At 61.8% G+C, this 19,789-nt stretch carries 16 protein-coding genes; 7 read left to right on the top strand and 9 right to left on the bottom strand.

The features are described 5' to 3' along the window. Positions 1-54 precede the first annotated feature (54 nt). Positions 55-2,532 carry a hypothetical protein gene (locus OP10G_RS27060; RefSeq protein ID WP_025228493.1) on the bottom strand — a complete coding sequence of 826 codons (2,478 nt, stop codon included), beginning with the start codon at positions 2,530-2,532 and terminating at the stop codon, positions 55-57. Positions 2,533-2,677: 145 nt separating this feature from the next. Between OP10G_RS27060 and OP10G_RS20865 the strand changes: the two genes are divergently transcribed. The 3 genes from OP10G_RS20865 to OP10G_RS20855 all read left to right on the top strand — a co-directional run bounded on the left by OP10G_RS20865 (position 2,678) and on the right by OP10G_RS20855 (position 8,488). Next, complete coding sequence (locus tag OP10G_RS20865; RefSeq protein WP_227624996.1) at positions 2,678-3,154, top strand: AMMECR1 domain-containing protein; 477 nt, start codon at positions 2,678-2,680, stop codon at positions 3,152-3,154. Next, positions 3,151-7,386, top strand: coding sequence for an alpha-2-macroglobulin family protein (locus tag OP10G_RS20860; RefSeq protein WP_025228495.1), 4,236 nt, complete (start codon positions 3,151-3,153; stop codon positions 7,384-7,386). The genes OP10G_RS20865 and OP10G_RS20860 overlap by 4 nt, the downstream gene beginning before the upstream one ends. A gap of 169 nt (positions 7,387-7,555) precedes the next feature. Then, positions 7,556-8,488, top strand: a complete 933-nt coding sequence (locus OP10G_RS20855) for a polysaccharide deacetylase family protein (protein WP_158409314.1) — start codon at positions 7,556-7,558, stop codon at positions 8,486-8,488. A gap of 68 nt (positions 8,489-8,556) precedes the next feature. On the opposite strand, the gene lysS is transcribed toward OP10G_RS20855, so the two are convergent. The 3 genes from lysS to OP10G_RS20840 are packed head-to-tail and all read right to left on the bottom strand — an operon-like array spanning position 8,557 to position 12,547. Next, on the bottom strand, positions 8,557-10,098 hold the full coding sequence (lysS, locus tag OP10G_RS20850; RefSeq protein WP_025228497.1) for a lysine--tRNA ligase: 1,542 nt from the start codon (positions 10,096-10,098) through the stop codon (positions 8,557-8,559). Between the two features lie 30 nt (positions 10,099-10,128). After that, positions 10,129-12,318 carry a ferrous iron transport protein B gene (gene feoB / locus OP10G_RS20845; RefSeq protein WP_158409313.1) on the bottom strand — a complete coding sequence of 730 codons (2,190 nt, stop codon included), beginning with the start codon at positions 12,316-12,318 and terminating at the stop codon, positions 10,129-10,131. Further along, on the bottom strand, positions 12,296-12,547 hold the full coding sequence (locus tag OP10G_RS20840) for a FeoA family protein (RefSeq protein WP_038473504.1): 252 nt from the start codon (positions 12,545-12,547) through the stop codon (positions 12,296-12,298). Before OP10G_RS20840 ends, feoB begins: the two co-directional genes overlap by 23 nt. Positions 12,548-12,821: 274 nt before the next feature. Here OP10G_RS20840 and OP10G_RS25240 point away from each other — a divergent pair, with 274 nt between their 5' ends. The 3 genes from OP10G_RS25240 to OP10G_RS20825 all read left to right on the top strand — a co-directional run bounded on the left by OP10G_RS25240 (position 12,822) and on the right by OP10G_RS20825 (position 14,576). Then, positions 12,822-13,754: a type II secretion system protein gene (locus OP10G_RS25240; protein WP_144241284.1), complete on the top strand. Its 933-nt coding sequence runs from the start codon at positions 12,822-12,824 to the stop codon at positions 13,752-13,754. Between the two features lie 2 nt (positions 13,755-13,756). After that, entirely contained in the window at positions 13,757-14,011 is a 255-nt protein-coding gene (locus OP10G_RS20830; protein WP_025228501.1) for a hypothetical protein, read from the top strand. A 67-nt stretch (positions 14,012-14,078) separates the two neighbouring features. Continuing rightward, positions 14,079-14,576: a hypothetical protein gene (locus OP10G_RS20825; RefSeq protein ID WP_144241283.1), complete on the top strand. Its 498-nt coding sequence runs from the start codon at positions 14,079-14,081 to the stop codon at positions 14,574-14,576. 114 nt (positions 14,577-14,690) lie between these two features. Here OP10G_RS20825 and OP10G_RS27055 read toward each other — a convergent pair whose 3' ends face one another. The 5 genes from OP10G_RS27055 to OP10G_RS20805 form a co-directional block, all read right to left on the bottom strand. Further along, positions 14,691-14,852 (bottom strand): hypothetical protein, encoded by a 162-nt coding sequence (locus tag OP10G_RS27055; protein ID WP_158409312.1) that lies wholly within the window; start codon positions 14,850-14,852, stop codon positions 14,691-14,693. Further along, the gene (locus tag OP10G_RS25235; protein ID WP_025228503.1) at positions 14,852-15,700 is read right to left on the bottom strand and encodes a prepilin-type N-terminal cleavage/methylation domain-containing protein; all 849 of its coding nucleotides are present in this window, start codon (positions 15,698-15,700) and stop codon (positions 14,852-14,854) included. Before OP10G_RS25235 ends, OP10G_RS27055 begins: the two co-directional genes overlap by 1 nt. Positions 15,701-15,859: 159 nt before the next feature. Then, the gene (locus OP10G_RS20815) at positions 15,860-17,503 is read right to left on the bottom strand and encodes an alkaline phosphatase family protein (protein ID WP_025228504.1); all 1,644 of its coding nucleotides are present in this window, start codon (positions 17,501-17,503) and stop codon (positions 15,860-15,862) included. 32 nt (positions 17,504-17,535) lie between these two features. Continuing rightward, positions 17,536-18,177: an acetolactate decarboxylase gene (locus OP10G_RS20810; RefSeq protein WP_025228505.1), complete on the bottom strand. Its 642-nt coding sequence runs from the start codon at positions 18,175-18,177 to the stop codon at positions 17,536-17,538. A gap of 406 nt (positions 18,178-18,583) precedes the next feature. After that, a complete protein-coding gene (locus OP10G_RS20805; RefSeq protein ID WP_025228506.1) occupies positions 18,584-19,072 on the bottom strand; it encodes a hypothetical protein in 489 nt (162 codons plus the stop codon). 490 nt (positions 19,073-19,562) lie between these two features. Between OP10G_RS20805 and OP10G_RS20800 the strand changes: the two genes are divergently transcribed. After that, entirely contained in the window at positions 19,563-19,778 is a 216-nt protein-coding gene (locus OP10G_RS20800) for a hypothetical protein (protein ID WP_025228507.1), read from the top strand. Positions 19,779-19,789 lie beyond the last annotated feature (11 nt).

The raw sequence follows: 19,789 nt of genomic DNA, 5'->3' as shown, positions 1-19,789 counted from the left end.
AATCTCCATTATGCCTGACGCCAGATTCAACCGAGGCGCTCCCATCTGCGTTCCCTATGGCTTTAGTTTCACCTTGACGACGCCCTCGGAAGCGTCGCGAAGGACGATCTCGAACTCCGTCGCCCCCGCGGGGCCGTCGACGAACGCGGAAAGGCCGGTGGGATTGGATTCTACGAGGGTAGGAGTAACCGCCGCGGCCTGCCCGGCGAACTTGACCGAGATCACGTCGTCGGCGGAGGCGAAGGTGACGCGCGTTCTTTGGTCGTTCCGCTCGACGGCGGCTACGGTGGGAACCCGGACGGCGCGAAGGGGGAGACCTTGCTGGTCCTCGGGCAGCTTTGCGAGCGTCCATTCGCTGGCGAGAGCGCCGCGGGAAAGGCGGAACCACAGAACGCCGGAGTTTCGTTTGGAGGCTTGCGGAAGCACCGTGTCGAGGTTGATCGTGAGTAAGGCTCTCGGATTCGCAAGGTCGATCGCCAGCGCAGGCCCTTCCGGTACCGTGGCAACCGCCTGGACATCGGCGGCGGAGCCAAACCCAAGCTCCAAAGTGAGGTCGTGCGACCACTTGAATGGAGGAACCGCCGCCAATTGCAGGCGCATCGGCTGTTTAGTTCGGAACCATCCGGCAGGCATCGTCGCGGTGGCGAGCGACGGATCGCTCGCCGGACCGATCGGCGCATCCTCGGGAAGCGATCCGACCAGCGAGGCGAGGAACTTAGGTCGGGGTGCGCCGATCGTCAGATCGACCTTCCGCCGCCACACAAGGGCGGGCTGCGTCGGGTCCTGGTAAGTGACGTCGATAGCTGCCAGGTTTGCCGGAATGCCGCCCGATAGGACGAAGGAACGTTCGCCCGGGACCGAGTCGTCGGTCTTCAGCACGTTGACCGACGGAATGCTGATGGTCTGGACGAACTTGGCGTCGGCGCCGACCGCTCGGACCACGTTATCCCTCGCCGCGCCCGCAAAACCGACACTTGGGCGACGCGGCGCAATAAAGAGCGAAACCGCCTGGTCGGGAGCGGAGGCTTCCCCTTGCTGAACGCGCACGATCGCCGTTCCCGGCGCCGCTGACGCCAAGTTGAACGTTGCCTGAACCCCATCCTGATACGTTACGGCCGATGCCGGAATCGGCTTGCCTGCCGCGTCGATCAGGGTAGCGCTCGCGATGTTGTAGAAAGGCTGCTCGGTACCGCCGACCCTCGTCAAGCGAACCTGGGCCGAGCCGTCGCCCACGGCAAGATCGACTGGACCCGGGGTGGCCGCTTGCCAGGTTTGGGCAAACACTTTGGCGACCGCCACCGGAGGAACTGTGACCGTTTGCATGCCGATCCGAGCGGAAACGGCGACCTGATGCTCGTTCTTGCCCGCCCACCAGGAATCGTCGGTCGGGATCACTAGGCCGCGGCCAGGCACCAAGCGAGCGCCGTCCGCCGGCTCAAACGGCTTTCCGTCCAAGCTCACTTTCCAATCCCATGCCTGCGGCTTGGTGAACAGGTCGCGGCTTTGGGCGGCGAGTGGGATCGCGACCTCGGACCCGCCGGAGAGGATTTGGCCGCGGTCGAAGGCGAGCGGGATCGTTTTCGGCGCCGGCGTGGCGTCGAAAGTGGGCTTGAACACGAGGGCGGGCGCCGAGCCGTCTTTTGTCTCCAACACACGCTCCGTAACCAGGTCCATCCAGGTGTCGCGGGCGTTCGGCATCGTGCTCGATTCCCCCGCCGAAGCCGGGACGAACGACATCCTGAGCTCCCTACGTGGCCGGACGAATACGTGCATGAGGTCGCTTACGAGGCCCACCCACTCGGCGATCGGACCGGGGAGCTGGCTTTGGGCGATCTTCGCAGCCGCGGTCGGATCGTCGGGGGTTTTGCGCAACTGGGAGATAACTCCAAGACCGGCCATCAGGCCTCGCCGAAGATCGGCCGGGGTGCTGGTGCTCAGTTTCGGATCGATCGGAACCCCTAGGTCGGCCCCGAGCTGACCCAGACGGTCGCGCATGATTTGCGGGTCCTGCGTCTCCTTGATTCCCAGTGACGAGTAGGCGTTGATGAGGCAGTAAACGCGGTCTTGGGCATCGTAGGCGACGGAAAATGCCTGGGTCGCATTGACGATTTGCTCGCTGGACGACTCGAGCGCCTTCCGGATCGCGTCGCCGGCGCGCCCGTCGTGTCCCCGGTTGAGGATCAGGAAGTAAAGCGGAACGAAATCTCCGCTGGGTACCTTGCCCACTCTCACCGGCTGAGAGCGGTATCGCTTATCCCAGAGATTCCAACTCTGTACCTTCGGCTTTTGGCCGGCAGAAAGCTCGGCAGATATGAAGGTCCAGTCCTTCGCCAAGCGCTCGCCGACTCGCATCTCCACCTCGTCTCCGGGCCTGAGAGAACCTAAGCGGAGGAGGGAAACCTGCTGAAGGTCGGAGCCCGCCCGCCGAACCATGAGGGAGACCGGGAATCTGCGCAAGGGGGCCGAAGCGTCTTCCGGCACGATCACCTGGGCCGGCGCGGCCAATAACGCAAGGGAGAGCAGAGCGAGCACTATGGTTTTATTGTGTCAGCCTGCGAAGCGTAACGTCGGAATCGCACGAAACGAAGCAAATTTCTCACCGTCTACCTTCGCGATGGCTCCGTGCCTTTTGCTTTTGCCGCTTTTCTTTCATAACTCCGACGTTGACGGACCCCGATTGGTCCGATTCGCTCGCGAAATCGTTCAGGCCGAGGTGCGGCATGCAGCGCCGCCCCCGATGCGGGACTTTGGGCGAGCCTCGCCGGTCTTCGTGACCATCGAGCGGAACGGACAGATCCTCGGCTGCCGCGGAAGCTTGGCCCCCAGACGGGCCACCTTAGCGGAAGAACTAGTCGATACGGCCCGGGGAGCGGCGGCTCACGACCCCCGTTACCGACCCGTCCGCGAGCAGGACCTGAATGGCTTCCTAGTCACCGTGACCGTCGTCGACCGGCTGGAGCCGATCTCCGATGCGCACGGAATTCGCCCGGAGGATGGGCTAGTCCTCTCCTCTGGAAGTAAGAAAGGGGTGGTGCTCCCATGGGAGGGGAAGGACCCGGCGCTTCGCCTCAAGTGGGCGTACCAGAAGGCGGGAGTTCCCGTCGGGTCGGCGGTTACGTTACAAAGAATGGTTGCGGAGAGGTGGCGAGGATGAGCGCGGTAATCGCTTTACTATTGGCGGGAGTGCTCGGCCAAGGGGACGAGGCTACGGCCCCGGTTAAAGAGCTCCGCCACGAGATCAACGTGTGGGTAGCCCGAAATGTCGCTCCCGGCCCGAAAGTCCGCCTGAACATGAACACGCGCAATGTGCCGGTGGTGCACGTGAGCGCTCTACCTGTCGATGGATCGGCTTGGATGCGCGTTCGCGACAAGAAGCATGACCGTCCGGCGCCGATTGGTCCCGCCGTCAAGAGCTGGGACGTGACGGTTGCCGACCCGAAGAGCGCGAGAGGAGGAGGCGACCACTACTTCACTCGGCAAGTTAACCTCCCACTTCTCAAGCCCGGCGTCTATCTTCTTTCGGTTCGCGGAGCGGGGAAGGAAGCGACGGCGGTCGTCAACGTCACAAACCTGGCCGTGGTGGTCAAGCGGTCGCCGAAACGGGTTCTCGCCTGGGTGACCGACTTCAAAACGGGCGCCGTTCAGCCCGGCGCAGAGGTCGCCCTGTACGGCCGGAACGGCGAACCTCGGGGAAGGGGGCGGACGGGGACAGACGGAGTTGCGATTTTTGAAGCGAAGCCGGGCAACGACACGCTCGTCGTGCGTCGGGGCGACGACCTGGCGGGAATCGATTGTGGCGCCGAGGATCCGGACGGCCACCTGCGGGCTCACTTCCAGACCGATCGGCCGATTTACCGGCCCGGGCAAACCGTTTACTACAAAGCGATCTTGCGCCTCACAAAAGGGCGCTCCTACGTTCCGGTTGTCAAGGGGGAAGTAGTCGCCACGCTTCGCGACCCCAAGGACAATCCGCTCGATCAATTCCGGATACGGCCGAACCCGCAGGGGAGCATCGCGGGGTCTTTCAAGGTTCCGGAAGAGGGAATGGCCGGCCCCTACACGATCGTTCTCGATGCGGCCGGGCAGCAGGCTTTCGAAACCTTTACGGTCGCCTCTTACCGGAAGCCTGAGTTCAAAGTGGAAGCTCAGGCGGCCGCAAAGAGGTATCTCGCCGGGCAGACGCTGAAGTTTACGGTGAGCTCCGCCTACTACTTCGGTGCTCCGGTCCCCCAAGCCCACGTGCGCTGGACCGTTCGCGGCAGTAGGATCCCATTCTTCACCGCGGGCGCCGAAGAGCGTTGGTTCTACGGTGGCGATGGAAACCTGTACCCGAGCGATACCTACGCAACCACGCCGTTCGTCGGCGAGGGTGAGACGGTAACGGATAACGACGGTAAGGCGACGATCGAGATCGAATCCGATCCCGCGGCGGGAGACCAGTCGTACGACCTAAGCATTACCGTCGAAGATGAATCTCGCCGGCAGGTCACCGGCGGCACCTCCGTTCCCGTGTATGCCGCCGCGATTCGCATCGGTTTGACCTCGGGACAGTCGGTCACGCCGCTTGGAGGCTTGATCCCGGTTGAAGTGCGTGCCGTCGATCTCGACGGGCGGCCCATCGGTGCAAAGGTCGATCTGCGACTCTTTGAGCCCGAGTGGGTCGAAAAGGAAGGGCGTTTCCGGAAGAAGCTTCTGGCCGACCGGACGGTCACCGTCCCCCCGACCGGCAAACTCGTCACCGAATTGCCAGCCCGGGCGGAAGGATCGCTGTCGATCGAGGCAGTTGCTCCAGATGGAACGGGCCGCAAGGCGAAGAGCTCGCTTGAAGTGTACGTAGCGGGGCCGGACTACAAGGCGCCGCGTGAGAACCCCCAGCCCCAAATCGACCTTAGGCTCGACCGCAGGGTTTACGTGCCAGGCCAAGCCGCCACCGCGTACATGACGACCAATCGTCCGAACCGGCCGGCGCTTCTTGTGCTGGAGGGCGGAGACATCTTTGCCTACCGCGTCCTTCCCGGTCGATCGTCCGGGCGTTCGTGGAGATTCAATACGTCGGTCGAGCAATCGCCGAACGGCTACGTCACGGTCGACCAATGGAGTGAGCAGGGGCTTCAGTCCGGAAGCGCGGTGCTGCCGGTTCCGGATCCCACTCGGCAGATAACCGTCGAGACCATTCCGGATCAAAAAGAGCTGAGACCAGGCGATCACGCGAGGATCAGGGTGCGTACGCTCGACAGCAAAGGGCATCCGATCCCGGCGGAGGTCGCGCTTTCGGTCGTCGACGAGGCGATCTATGCCCTCTCGCCGGACACGACCGCCGACCCTTACGGCTTCTATTGGGGCCGGCGCGAAGACGGCGTCTCGACCACCTCGACCTGCCCGGAAGAAGTCTCGGGCGGCGCATATCAACGGGCAAACGCGGTCGCTCCCGTTCGCCAGCGATTCGAGGACACTGCTTACTGGAACGCTTTTGTGAGCACCGGCCCGGGCGGGGTCGGCGTGGCCGAATTCGAGGTGCCGGGGAACCTGACCACTTGGCGGGCGACCGCTCGCGGCGTAACCGCCGACACTCAGGTCGGAATCGGGCGCAGTAGCTTCGTCGCGACCAGGCCGCTCACGCTTCGGTTGGCGACGCCGAGAGTGGTTGCTCAAGGAGACGAGTTCACCTTGATCGGGACCGTCAATAATCGCAGTGACGGCATGGTGTCGACCCAGGTGACGCTCGAAGGGGATGGAATCGGCACGCCCGGGACGCCGACGACGGTTGAGATGAAGCCCCGCTCTCAGCAGACCGTCAAATGGCGGCTGAACGCCGCCAAAGTGCCGGCAAGTGGGCGCTTTACTCTGCTCGCGAAGGCGAACGGCCCGACGGCGGATCTCTCAGATGCGTTGCAGGTCTCGGTTCCGATCGTGCCTCAGGGAGTCCGAGAAACCGTGCAGGCGGCGGGCGCCATGAGGCAGGACGCCACCGTCAAATTACCGCTCCCGAGCGATGCCATGGGTGACGGCGCGACCCTCTCGATCCGAGTCTTTGCCGGGGTAGCGCCGGCGATGAGGCAAACCGCGGAACGGGTCCTACGTTCGGGACGTTACGGCTCGCCGGCGGCGGCGAACGGCCTGATCGCGGTCGCCTCGGCGGGTCGGGTTGGCCATGAAGACGATGCGAGGGAAGCGCTCGCCCTCCTCTCTCGCACCGAGCATCCGGACGGATGGGGCTGGTGGGACAACGCCCCGTCGGATCCGGTGATCACGGCTCGCGTGGGCCATGCGATCTCGGTTGCGAGGAACGCCGGAGTTTCGGTATTTCCCGCGATGTTGAACGCCGCAAAGAATGGGGCAAGGGCGCAATACGACCGGTCTCCTTTGTGGGAACACCGGGCGCTGCTCGCGGCATCGATGGTCGAGCTGAACGAAGAGCACGGCAAGGACAGCATCGCCGAGGTCAGCGAGCGCGGTATTCACCTCTCGCCCTATGCCCGCCTCCGATTGGCCGAGGCTCTCGCCCCTACGGACCGCGCCAGCGCGCAGAACATCGTTGGCGAAGTAACCAAGCTCGTGTCCGACGGACCCGGCGCCGCCTTCGTACCCGTGGGCGAAGGTCTGGGTTGGACCGCCTCGGAGGGTGAAACGACGGCGGAGCTGCTTTTGGTTTTATCTCGCCTGGGCCTTCACGCCGATCTGCAGGACCGCCTGGTTACTTGGCTCGTCACTCGAGACGAATGGTCCCGGTCCATGGACGAAGACGCCACCATCGCCTACGCCCTGAGCCTTTACGCAAAGAACCATCCATCGGCAACCTCGATCGGATCGGTCACCGCAATCGTAAACGGAAAAAGCGTCGCCCTGAAACCCTCGACGGTGGATGCAAGTTCCAGCATCGACTTGCCGCTCGATTCCTTGCCGACTGAATCGATTAAGCTCGCCCGCGACGGCGGCGGCGAGGTGATGTTTAACGCTACCTTGCGGTACTACCGCAACGTTCTGGTTGAAAACGCCACCGGAGTGCGCGTTAATCGCCGATACGAAGTGAAGAACGAAGCCGGGGTCTGGTCGGAGGTGGATCGAGTGATCCGCCCCGGCGAGCCGGTTCGCTGCACCGTGGTGGTGTGGGGCGATGACCGCTCTGACGCCGTGCGGATCACCGAGCCGATCCCGGCCGGTTTCGAGTTTGTTGAAGGAGAGTACACCGGGTACGTGCAAGAAGACGTTCGCGACGGCGTGGTTATCCATCACCTCGTCAACGCCGGCGCCCCCGCGTTCTTCCGCTACTATCTACGGGCCGAATCGGACGGCAACCTGATCGCCCTCCCCGCCATCGCCGAATACCTCCGCCGCCCCCAACAGCGCGGCCAGTCCGCAGCAACGAAACTGGTGGTCCACCCGTGAGCGATCGTTCGTGGCACGGGCGGCTCGCCCGTGGGTATCAGGCGTGGCCCGCGCCTGAAATATCCCATATCGACCGGTGGATGAAGCTCGTTGAGCGTCTTTCGGCCTCATGGGCGGGCCGCGCATGATACCCACGGGCAAGCTGCCCGTGCCACTTCTGCTGGCGAGCATGTCAGTCGCCTTCGGCCAGTCGGTGCAATCGGGAGACCGATGGCAGGCGGCTAAGCTGCTGGACCAGGCCGGCAAGGCGGTCGAGTGGAGAGCGGGCCGGGTGACGGTCTTTTCGTTCTGTGCCTACTGGTGCGACACGTGGAAGGCCCAAGTGCCGAAGCTGGTCGAGGTCAAAGGGGCCTTGAGAGGGTTGCCGGTGGATATCCGAACCGTCTCCATCGACGGCCGGTGGGCGGAAGTGGCGCGAAACAACGGCGGGTTGCCGCTATGGCGCGATGCCGGCGCGGCTTGGTCCCGCCACGTGGGAGTCGACCGGGTTCCTACGACGGTGGTCGTCGACCGTACGGGCCGAGTTTCGTTCTCCTCTTCCGGAATCGTGCGGCGCGACGATTTACTCGCCGCGGTGAGATCGGCCTTGCGAGGAGATGAAGCGAGCGGGGGGACGGTCTACCTCACCTTCGACGACTTCCCACCCGCGAACGGCGGGGAAGAGCTGCTCGACGCGTTGCGCGCGACCGGGGTGAAAGCGACCCTGTTTTGCCTTGGCTCGCGAATCGAAGCGAATGTGAAGCTGCTTCGCCGGGCGCTGAGGGAGGGACATTCCGTGCAATGCCACTCATGGTCTCACGATGCTTCAAGCCCTCAGCTTGACCGCTGCCACGAGGCTTTTCGCCGCGCCTTGGGACGCGATTTCCGCCTGTACCGAGCCCCGGGGTCGGAGCAGATCATGGGCTTAGGGCAGCCGCCGCCGGTGGTCGATCCATACGACTATACGCGGCCAGGAACCTCTGAGCTCCTGAGGCGGGTTTTGTCCGCCGTGCGGGCCGGGAGTGAGATTCAGCTTCACGCGGGAGTCCGCGAGACGGTGGAGGCGCTGCCCACCCTGGTTCAGCGGTTGCGCGACCGCGGGTTTCAGTTCAGTTCTTTATAGCTCCGACGGCCCGGCAGGATGCCGGGGGGACACTTGAGAAGATGCCGCCTGGGAAGGCGGCACTACGGTCACTCGGCGGTCGGCCGCATGAAGGGGAAGAGGAGGACTTCTCGGAGGTGGTCGCTGCCCGTGAGCATCATCGCCATCCGGTCGATGCCGATACCGCAGCCGCCGGTCGGCGGCATACCGCATTCGAGGGCGTAGATGAACTCTTCGTCCATCGGATGTGCCTCGTCGTCGCCCTTGGCGCGCTCCCCGAGCTGCTGCTCGAACCGCTCGCGCTGGTCGATCGGATCGTTGATCTCGGAGAAGGCATTGCACACCTCTTTGCCTAGGATGTACCCCTCGAACCGCTGCGTCATCCGCGGGTTGTTCGGGTCCTTCTTGGCCAGCGGCGACGTCTCGATCGGGTAGCCGACCACGAACGTCGGCTCCTGGAGAGTGGGTTCGACAAAGACTTCCAGGAGCTTTTCGATCAGTCCGCCAAGGTTGTTCTCGTCGTCCGCGTTAATCCGCTTGCCCGTGGCCGGATTAACGACCTCGCGGTGGCCGAGTGCCTTCTGAGCCTTCTCCAGGGACGAGAGGTCGTCGTGAGTCAGCCCGGTGTGACCCTCGATCTCTTGGAGGAGGTTGACCCGCTTCCACGGCTTGCCGAAGTCGAGGGATCTTTTTTCTCCACCCCCAACCCCCTCCTCATCGCACGATGCATCGACGAGGAGGGGGCTTCCGTACACTTCGTTGGCGACGAAGCGGAAGCACTCTTCCACCCGCTGCATCATCGTCTCCATGTCGGCGTACGCCTCATAGAACTCCAAGAGCGTGAACTCCGGGTTGTGCCGTTGGGAGACCCCCTCGTTTCGGAAGACGCGGCCGATCTCGTACACCCGCGGCAGATCGCCGCAGATCAGCCGCTTCAGGTACAGCTCAAGCGAGATCCGGAGCTTGACGTCCGTCTCGTACGCGTTGTAATGGGTGTGGAACGGCCGAGCGGTCGCGCCGCCCGCTTCGATCTGCAGGATCGGGGTCTCCACCTCGAGGTACCCATGGGAGTCGAAGTAGTGACGGACCGCTCGGGTGATCCGCATCCGGTCGATCAGGGTGCGGCGGGCGTCGGCGTTCGACAGGAGATCGAGGTGGCGGTGGCGGTACCGTTGATCGACGTCGGTAAGACCGTAGAAGACGTGACCGTCCTTTTCCTTGCCGATCGGCAGGTTCTGGAGCGCCTTGCTTAGCGGTTGGAGCTCGCTGACGTGGATCGACTTTTCACCCGTCTTGGTCGTGAAGAGGTATCCCTTGACGCCAATGTGGTCGCCCACATCGAGCAGGTTGTACAGCTCCCAGCCGACTTCGCCGAGGTCGTCCTTTCTGAAATAACCTTGGATCCGGCCGTCGCCGTCGGAAATATGGGCGAAGCCGGCTTTGCCCATGAGACGGTAGGAGACGACGCGTCCGGCGAAGCTGACCGGTTTCTGCTCCTCGAACGTCTCCAACATCTCGTGGGCGCTCTGGGTGCGCTCCCATTTTTCGACCCGGTACGGGTCGTGGCCAAGCTCGCGCATTCGCTGGAGCTTGACGAGGCGCACTTCACGGAGGGAAAGCTCTTCGTTCATCGGAACGGGAGAGTTTACTGCGCTTGCCGATTACGGCGATCCAAAAAGACGGCCGACTTGGTGGATTAGGACTGCGGCGATGTAAGCGAGGGCGGTCATGTAGGTGAACATGAACCAAGGCCATTTCCAGCTATTCGTCTCGCGACGGACGGTGGCGAGGGTGGCCATGCATTGCGCGCAGAGGGCGAAGAAGACCATGAGGCCGACGGCGGTCCAAGGGGTAAAGAGCGGGCGTCCGTCCGGCCAAGTAGCCTCCGCCATCGTCTTGCGCAGGTCGGTCGACTTCTCGTCGACGTCGCCGCCCAGCGAGAAGATGATCCCGAGCGACGGCACCACCGTTTCCCGCGCCGGGAAGGCGGAGAGAATCGACGTCGTGATCCGCCAGTCGAACCCGGCGGGGCGGAAGACCGGCTCGATCACCTTTCCGAAGCGGCCGAGCACCGACTGGGCGAGCTGCTCTTCGTCGATATGCTTTTGGATCTCGACCTTGTCGGCGCTGGCATAGCTTTGCCTGATTTGAGCGACTTGGGTGGTGGAGAGACGTGGGAAGTAGGAGAGCGCCCAAATCAGGATCGACATGAAGACGATGATCGTGCCCGCGGTCTTGACGAAAACCTTGGCTCGGAAGTACATCGCGATCCAGACGTCTTTCCACTTCGGCCACTGGTACGGCGGCAACTCGAGCAAGAATGGGAGGCGCTTCCCCTTGATCACCTTTCGGTTCAGGAACCAGACGATCGGGATGGCGATGAACAGTCCGAGCAGGTGCATCGCGAACAGCACGAATCCCGCCCACGCCGCGCCCAGCTTCGGCTCGATGAACGCTCCGATGAGCAGCAGGTAGACGGGTAGCCGCGCGCTGCAAGACATGAGCGGAGACACCAGGATCGTCGCCAGACGGCTATTGCGGTCCGGCATCACCCGCGCCGCCATGATCCCCGGGATGGCGCAGGCGAAGCTGGAGAGAAGCGGAATAAAGGCGCGACCGTTGAGCCCGCACCACCCGAGGAGCCGGTCCATGAGGAACGCGGCGCGAGCGAGATACCCGGTCCCCTCCAGCAACGCGATGAAGAAGAAGAGGATGAGGATCTGGGGGAGGAAGACCAGCATCGATCCCGCGCCGCCGATAATGCCGTCGACGACCAACGACTGAAGAATCGGGACCGATTCTAAACGGGGAGAAACCACTCCCTTAATCCATCCGAAACCGGCATCGATGCCGTTCATGAATGGCGTCGCGAAACTGTAAATCGACAGGAAGACGAGGTACATGATTCCGACGAAGATCGCAAGGCCGAAGACCCGGTGGGTCAGAACGGCGTCGATTTTGTCGGTGCGGCTTCGCTTCGGCCGGTCGGCCTCTCGCACCACGGCGCGTTGGACCATGGTCGCCCACTGATAACGGCTGGCAACCTCGGCCGGAGGGCGCGGGTTGGCCACCAACTGCTCTCGCGCTTCGCGAAAAGCCTCGCGAACCTCGGGAAATCCTTCCAGAAAAGCCTCGCTGGTCTCAGTGGGGTCGAGAAGCATTTGGCGAACTTCCGCATGCGTCGACGATTGGCCGAGGCGCGCCAGCCGCTCGCTGAGGGCGGCTACCTTCAGCTCCGCCGCGTCGCCCGTCGCCTCGTCCACGATCGGCGGCCGGGGGTCTTCGAGGTGTCGCGAGATTGCGTCGCGCAGCTCTTCTAACCCCTTCTCTTTGTGTCCGACCAAAGGAATCACTTCGGCGCCGAGTAGGTTGCTGAGCCGGGCGAGGTCGATCTCAGATCCCTTCGTCCGCAGTCGATCGACCATCGTCAGGGCGATGAGGATCGGGTAACCCGCGTCGGCGAGCTGGTGGTAGAAGTAGAGGTTGCGCTCGAGATTGGTGGCGTCGAGGACGCAGACGAGTAGCGTGGGACGCCGAACCCCAGGCATCGTGCCTTCGATCACCTTGAGAGCGACCCGTTCGTCCTCGGAAACGGCTTGAAGAGAGTAGAGGCCGGGAACGTCGACACACTCGACGCTTCCTTCTTCAAGCTTAAGCGTTCCGGAGACGTGCTCGACGGTGACGCCGGGGTAGTTGCCGACCTTTTGATGAGAGCCGGTAAGGGCGTTAAAGAGGGTGGTTTTCCCTGCGTTCGGGTTGCCCACGAGGGCGACCAGGGGGGAAGTGGAGACCGGCTCCAAGGAGTTGGCCGGTTTCGACGGATCTGGACTAATCGAGGACTTCGATCTCAAAGCAATCGGTCTCGCGCTTTCGAAGGCAAAGTCGGTAGCCACGCAGCTCGATCTCGATCGGATCGCCGAACGGCGCGACCTTTACCACGCGGAACGTGGTGCCGGGGGTTAGCCCCATCTCTTGCAGTCGAACGGTTTCGGCGGACTCCTGCGTGACGCGAACTACCTGTGCGCGCATCCCTTTCTTGAGATCCGCAAAACTCTTCACCGCCCCGGTTCCGGGTGTCATGTTCTTAATCTACCCAAAAATGTCTGGATTCATTCCCCGACTTCGGAAAATGGACAAAAACCGTCCGAAATGCCTACATGCCGCCATTTCCCTTTTTAGTGGACGGACCATTTCATCGGTCTCGGCACGTTTCTTCGCCGCCGAAAGCGCCATTTTCGAGATCCGCTCGAACCTTCTGCATTTCCATTGCGTCCAAGCGGCCCGATTTGTATTATTCTCTTGTATAGGTGCCGATACCCGAATTTATTGGTATTGGGAACTCAAGGAATTGCGTATGTCACGAAATTCATATTTAATTTCCAAGCGGTCGGGATTTACCTTGATCGAACTCTTGGTGGTCATTGCCATCATCGCCATCCTGGCGGCCATCCTCTTCCCGGTCTTTGCCCAGGCAAAAGACGCCGCGAAGAAGACGGCGGACCTGTCTAATCTGAAGCAGATTGGCACGTCGATGAACATCTACGTAGGCGACTCAGACGATGTTTTGCCAACGATTCGCGAAGGGGCCAGCAACTGGGGATGTGGTCTTCCGTCCGGTACCCCGCTGGGAGACTGCCATCAGGTGATGAGCATCGTTTCGCAGCTCGAGCCGTACGTGAAGAATCGCCAGATTTGGAAGTCGCCGAACGACACTATGGAGCGGTGCGACGGCACGAATCAGTGCGGAGATCGCTGGACCGGCGGAGCCGTCAGCTATATCCCGAGCTATAACGGCCAGACGAACTGGATCAACCAGGGCTCGGCGAGCCCCAGCGTCACCTCGTTCGGAGTCTTCGGTCATGCCTGGGCACTTTCCGACGGCACCCCGAGGAACGGTACGACCGGTTCGTTCTCGACCACCCAGATCGGCGCTCCGGCGGACACCGCGATCTTGAGCCCCGCGTACATTTCTTGGTCGTACTATTCGGGCTTGGTTCAATACCGGGCCGACGGTCGAGCGTGGGCGTTCGATAACGTAGAGCTTTCGGGCGGCATCCCCGCTTGGCCGAAGACGATCAATGTCGCGTACGCCTGGTGCTGCAGCACCGACGCGATGTCCATCGGAGCCTACACGGGCGGAAAGACCACGAACTACCTGTTCGCGGACGGACACGCCAAGGGAATGGACCGCCATCAGCTGATGGACCGACGATGGGTAACCGACATCAACGGAGCGATCGCTGCGAAGGCGAAGAATAAAGTCCACTGGGATGAGGCGTTCCACTAGACATGAGCGATACGCTTAAGAAGGTGCTCTTGATCGCCACCGTAGTGGTCGCGGTCGCTCTGGTCGCCTTCCAGGCAGTCAAAATGTCGGCGGGCGATAAGCAGGAAGTCGTTGGAACGGTACAGGCCGGGTCACCGGGCCATACCATGAAGACGGCGGAACTTGCGGCTCAAAACGCGCAGACCCATGCGCGGGGCCACGAGACGGATGCGGATAAATCCGCGGAAGCTCGAGAAGCGGCACTGGCCGGCAAGTAGGTCCCAAGTAAGCAACCCTCGAGTTCGGCGATCGCGCCGAGCTCGAGGGTTGCAGAAATTTTGTCAAATGATTACTTCGAGAATTTTCTCTGCCCTAGCCCTTTGTGTCGTCTCCTTATCGTCGTGTCCCGCGCAAGGATTGCGGGTTTCCAAGGTCCGCTCTTATAACGCGGGACCCGGCGGAGGCTCCTTACCGCTTCCTCCGGTCGCCGTGAAGGTGCCGTCCTGGGCCAAGGATGCCGATGGCGGGTTCAGCACCCCGATGGGAGCGAGAGTGACCGTTATCATCGGTAAGGGGGGGTACAAGACCCAGTTCGCTGAGCTTCGGCCCGGCGCCCGAGCCGGGAGAGGCGGGTTGCCCAAGAATATCGGCGAAATCGCGAAAATCGGAAACTGGAACGGTCGGCGATTCCTCGCTCCTCAACAGGTCCAAGGCATGTTTGTCGAAGGTTACGACCTTATCCGCCGCCCAGACGGGATGAGTTTCAAAATCCTTGCCCCGACAATGAAATCCTTGGAGCAGGGTAGGAAAGTCGTCGAAGCCATTTGTGTCGGGTTGCCCTGAGGTCTCGAGGACCGACCATCGGGTTGACCGAGTTACGCACCCGGGAAGGCGCTTAATGAAAATGGGGCCTGCCTTGCGGCGAGGCCCATGTCTTCGAGTGTGAACAGGCGGAAGCTATTCGCGTTCGTGCTTGCCGATCCCTTTGGGGGGAACGGCGTGGAAGTCGGTCTCCGTTTCTTTCGATCCGGAGGACGACTTCGCACCCATAATGACCGCCGCTATGATAGCGAGCACCGCAACGATGCCCACGATGACAAGCTTCTTTTTGTCTGTCATTACGGGTTAGTGCAGCAATCGCTCGGATAGAGGCCGGGCTTGGTGTGGGGGTTGGGAGCGTCCACGTCCCAGATCACTTTGGCCGCATTGTAGTTCGTCATGATGACGTACTCGTTTCCGGAGCTACTGATCGCCATCTGGTTCAGCAGGGAGAACGCCTTGAAATTCTTGGCGTGCCCGTCCAACAGATTAACGTTCGTTCGACCGTCATGCCGATCGGAAATGCCGTATCGGCGGCCCAGTCCGTAACCCGGATCGATGTAAGCCGGGCGGGGGGTGGTACCGGTCTTGGAGTTATTGTTCCAAGCATCGGCGTTCAATACCGTTTCCGCCGCGTACTCGACGACCGAACCGCTTACCGGTCGGGGATGCGGATCTCCCTCTCCTGCGCTCGGGCATGCACCGGCCCCACCCACGACGAAGTAGTCGTAATAGTTGAAGTAGTAGCCCAGATAGGAATTCATTCCGATCGGTACCGTGATCCGGGCGGCGAAGTCGAGCTTCGTCATTCTATTACTGGCCGCAGGGCAGTTGAAGATGTCGATGTTCTTGATATATGGCTGGAGCGTTCCCATCCATGTGTACGGCGCGACGTTGCCGGCATTGTTTGTGCAGCCGCCAGGATAGAGCTCCTGGATCTGGTCGTCGTTGTCGCCCATGTACATGAGCTCGGAGGTGATCAACTGTTTCGTGTCGCTGAGGCAGCTCGTTTTCTTTGCCGCGGCCTTGGCCTGGGCGAAAACGGGGAAGAGGATTGCGGCGAGGATCGCGATAATGGCGATCACGACGAGCAGCTCGATAAGCGTGAAGCCGCTGGAGCGCCGCGCGAAGGGACGTATGAAGTTCATGGGAGGTCCTTGGGCTCCGGCCAGGAATTGAATCCGACGGCAGGTCCTCGGGGTTATATTACATCGTCTTTGCACTAACGACAACGCCCGCTCTAAAGATAGTGTCTATGCCGGTATTGGTGCGGGGTACGCACCAATACCGGCGCACGGCCGGCAACGCTACCGAATCGCTTCGCCCAGAACCCGCCCGACGTTCCCACTCGGGAGCTCGATGCCGAGCAGATGCGCCAGAGTCGGCGCGATGTCGGCTGTCGCCACCCGGCGAGTGAATACCCCTCTCGAGATCCCTGCGCCGCGGAAGATGATCGGAACGTGCGAATCGTAATCCCAGGCCGAGCCATGACCGGTGCCGGTCCCGGCTCCGAAGTAAGCCCCCGGCGCCTCGACGACCATGACGTCGCCTCCCAGCGTTGGGCTGAACCCGTTGACCACGCGTGAGATGAACGGATAGGCGGGAACCTGCCCGTTCAGGAGCTGGGTCCGGGTGAGGGCGAGGAAAACGCCCGGCTGCTTCATCGCCGCCTCGGCGGCCACGCGCTCCACGTCTTCCATTCGGACCTTCTTGGCGGCAGCCGTCTCTCGGTTGATGTACAGGTTTTGCTCGTAAATACCCGCGCCCAGCAGCCAATCCCCTTCGCCGAACGCCGCGTTCAGCGCCTCGCGCACCGGCTTTACGACGCTCGAGAGGTAGCGAGTCGACGGCGACCGGTAGACACCCGATTCCTCCTCCGGAATTGGCAACACGCCGTGGTCGCCGGAGAGAACGATGACCGCGTTGTCGAGACCGACCTTACGATCGATGGCGGTGAAAAGCTGGCTTAACAGCCGGTCGGTTCGCACCGTGGCGTCCATCACTTCCGGGCTGTTCGGCCCGAACCGGTGGCCGATGTAGTCGTTCGACGAGAAGCCGACGATCAGCAGGTCGGAGACGTCGCGTTGGCCCAGTTTTTCGGTATCGAGCGCTCGCTCAGCCGACTGCTCTACAAATTCGTTCCCCCAGTGGGAGGTCCAGAGGGCGCCCCAGTAAGCCTTGTCGGCTTTGCCTCCAGCCACACCGAGCGGCCAAGAGAAGAGCTTGCCGTTTGCCGCCGGTTTTTCGGCCGGAGCTTTGCGGGCGAGGTCGTATGCCTTTGCATCGAGCAGCGGCTCCCAGCTAGTACCGTACGCCTTGTCGACGAGGCGGTCTCGGTTGACCCCCTCCGCCCAGCCCGGGAGCTGCCGGGCGTACCAGGTGCTGGTCACCCAGTTGCCGGTGTTGTTGTCGAACCACACCACCTGATCCGCCGCGTGGCCGGCCATAAGGATGGCGGCGCGGTCCTTGAGCGCGAGGCTCACGACCTTGGCGCGGCCGTTGGTCGCCATCTTCAGCTCATCGCCCAAGGTGGTCGTCTTGAGATTTCTTGGGCTCATCGGGGAGCTCGTTCCGCCCACCGTCTCCACCGACTTGTCGTCCACGCAGTACATCGGCTTTCCGGTGGCCCGGTCGAACCAATCGTTACCGACGATTCCGTCGATCCCCGGCTCCGAACCGCTTAGAAGAGTCGCGTGGCCAGGGCCGGTCGCGGTGGGGATGTGGTTGTGGTGAGCGTCTCGGAACCAAGCTCCGGACTCGGTAAGGAACCGGAAGCCTCCGACCTTGCCCCCGGATCGGGCGGGAAGGAAGTTCGACGCGAACCGGGTCACGTAGTCGGCCCGGAACTGGTCGATGCTGATCATGACAATCAGCTTTGGCTTTCGGGGTGCGGGTTGAGCGAGGGAGACGCAGGCCAGGGAGGCGAGCGCGAGCGTAGCGAGGCGCTTCATCTCCCCGAGGATACCGGCTCGATTGTTAAGAGTTATCGTCGAACGATCTTGGAAACCCGCATGAGCTGGATCGTGCCCGATTGGATGCTCCCGTAACCCAGGACATGGCCGCCTTGCTTGCGGTTCGCGCTGACGAAGTGGAAGTGGTAGCCGGGGACGTTCAGGTAGTGCTCGCTTACCGACTTCGGCATCCGGAACCCGACGAAATCCCCTCGGATCTGCCCGTATGGGAAGAGGCTCTGCCGGTCCATGATCTTTGCGAACGGGAGGTACGGCTTAGGTTGAGCGGCGAAGCTGCGAGCTTGGAGCCCTTGAAACTCGCCCGTGATTCTGATGGCGACGATGCCGTCCGGCATGTTCTTATCCACCAGCGCCTGAAGCCCGGCCGGGGTGAGCGGCTTCGTGACCCGGATCGTGGTCGTCGGTTTGAACGCCGTGACGAACGCGAACGGCGTCTTGACCTCTTTATCCGGAATTTTTGCGTCGCCAAATCCCGAGACTTGGTAGACCTTGCCTCCCAACACGATCATTTCACCCGCGAGGCCATTGAACGTTCCAAGCCCAAAGTCGCCATGCCGGGTGAGGTTACGCACCTCGAAGGAGCCGTCGTAGTGGCCAAGGCGAAGGGCGTCGAACGCGGAGACCTGGTAGAGATTCGGGGCGGCGAGGAACATGCTTATCCGAAAGTCTATCGCTTCCGTCGCACCTAACGCGCAGTGTTGTAGCCGCAGGTTGGCTCGTACCTGCGTCCCAAACGATCCATACCCTTGGTCGGAGACGAAACGCTCTCGCGCAGGTACGAGCCAACCTGCGGCTACACGGCTGCGCCGTAGGGAGGGCAGAGCTGGAGCTCTGCGGTCCGTATGGCTACTGGCCGCGCTGTAGGGGCGCGGGTAGCACGGAGTCAACTCTTGTGGCTGGGTTCGTTTTTGTTCGCGTTAGGTTCAATTCTGGGTTCGTTCCACGTTTTTTACTTTTCTGGGTTGGGCTATTTGGGCCGAATGTTTGCATTGTCACAGGAGCGTAGACCGCAGGATACCTTAAATACGTATCATTATGTCTACATATATTGAAGCGCCTCTAGGAACCAGGCATGCCGGCGACTTGCGGGGCGTTGAGGGTGATTTCCTCGATTAGCTCTTCGTAGTTCCGGTAGAGGTTGGTGATCGGCAGGGTACGGCCGGCGATGGTGGCCTTGTAGGTGATCCCGGACTTCGGACTCGATCTTCGTTGCAGGCTCTCGAATGCGGCCCAGTTCTCCCGCATCTCTTCTCGCCCGAAGCGGTTCACGTACTGGATTCCTTCCTGAGAAGTGATGATCCTCTGGAACATCCAGGCGAGAATCGAGGTGACGCCGAGATAGGTAATAGGAATCCCGATCGCCAACGAACCCCAAAGTCCGCTCGTCGACACCGGATGGACACCCGGCTGATAACGGCCGTTGCCAATCATCATCGTCGTCCCGGTCGCGAGCTTCACGGCGGGCATCGCAACCATCCCAAGCCCAACCGCGGTCACCGCCAGCGCCACCAGCAACGCCCAAAAATTCAACCGATACGTCCTCGTCATCCGTACTTCATCATAGCGACTGCCCTCGTGAATGGGCGAAAAGCAGTCCGACACAGATCCGCCTGGTTTCCGGCGAGAATTGCGCTGCGTATGAAATAAGGACACGAAGGCACTTACCGATTTCTAACGCGAAGCGTTGTAGCCGCAGGTTGGTTCGTACCTGCGCGAGAGCGTTTCGTTTTCTGACAAAGTGCGTGGATCATTGGAGCGTTGTCGCGCAGGTACGAGCCAACCTGCGACTACACGGTTGCGCCGTAGGGAACAGGGCGAGGTCGGGATCAGTTGATGCAAGGCGACTAAGGGTCGAACGAGGTTACCGAATTTAGTTGCGTGGCGCGGGTGCGGATGACTTTTGGGAAATCCGTGTGGAACGCATTCTGATTGCCGAGGCGGACGGCCTGGCCGTAAGCGGCGAGGATGTAATACGGCCTTCACGTTGTCGTCCACTTTTTCGGTGAGCGCTTCTTCCTCGAAAATTCGCTCGTAGGGAATGCCGCAGGCTCTCCAAGGCTGGCTCCGAAAGATCCTGAGCGATCCGAAAACGCTCGTGGTCGCTTCAGGACAAGCGCAACGAGCCGCCGATTTCCTCCTCAATATTCTGGAAGAGACTTCTGAGCATTGTCCGATGGTCTCCGAGGGCACCCGACTTTGGCCGGGGAAGAACCAGCTTCGAACGTGCATCCTCTACCAGATCCAAATCGTCTAGTCCAGAGAGGT

Source organism: Fimbriimonas ginsengisoli Gsoil 348 (assembly GCF_000724625.1).
Classification (GTDB): domain Bacteria; phylum Armatimonadota; class Fimbriimonadia; order Fimbriimonadales; family Fimbriimonadaceae; genus Fimbriimonas; species Fimbriimonas ginsengisoli.
The sequence above is the reverse complement of the archived record's forward strand: the minus strand, read 5'-3'. Positions and strand labels throughout refer to the sequence as shown.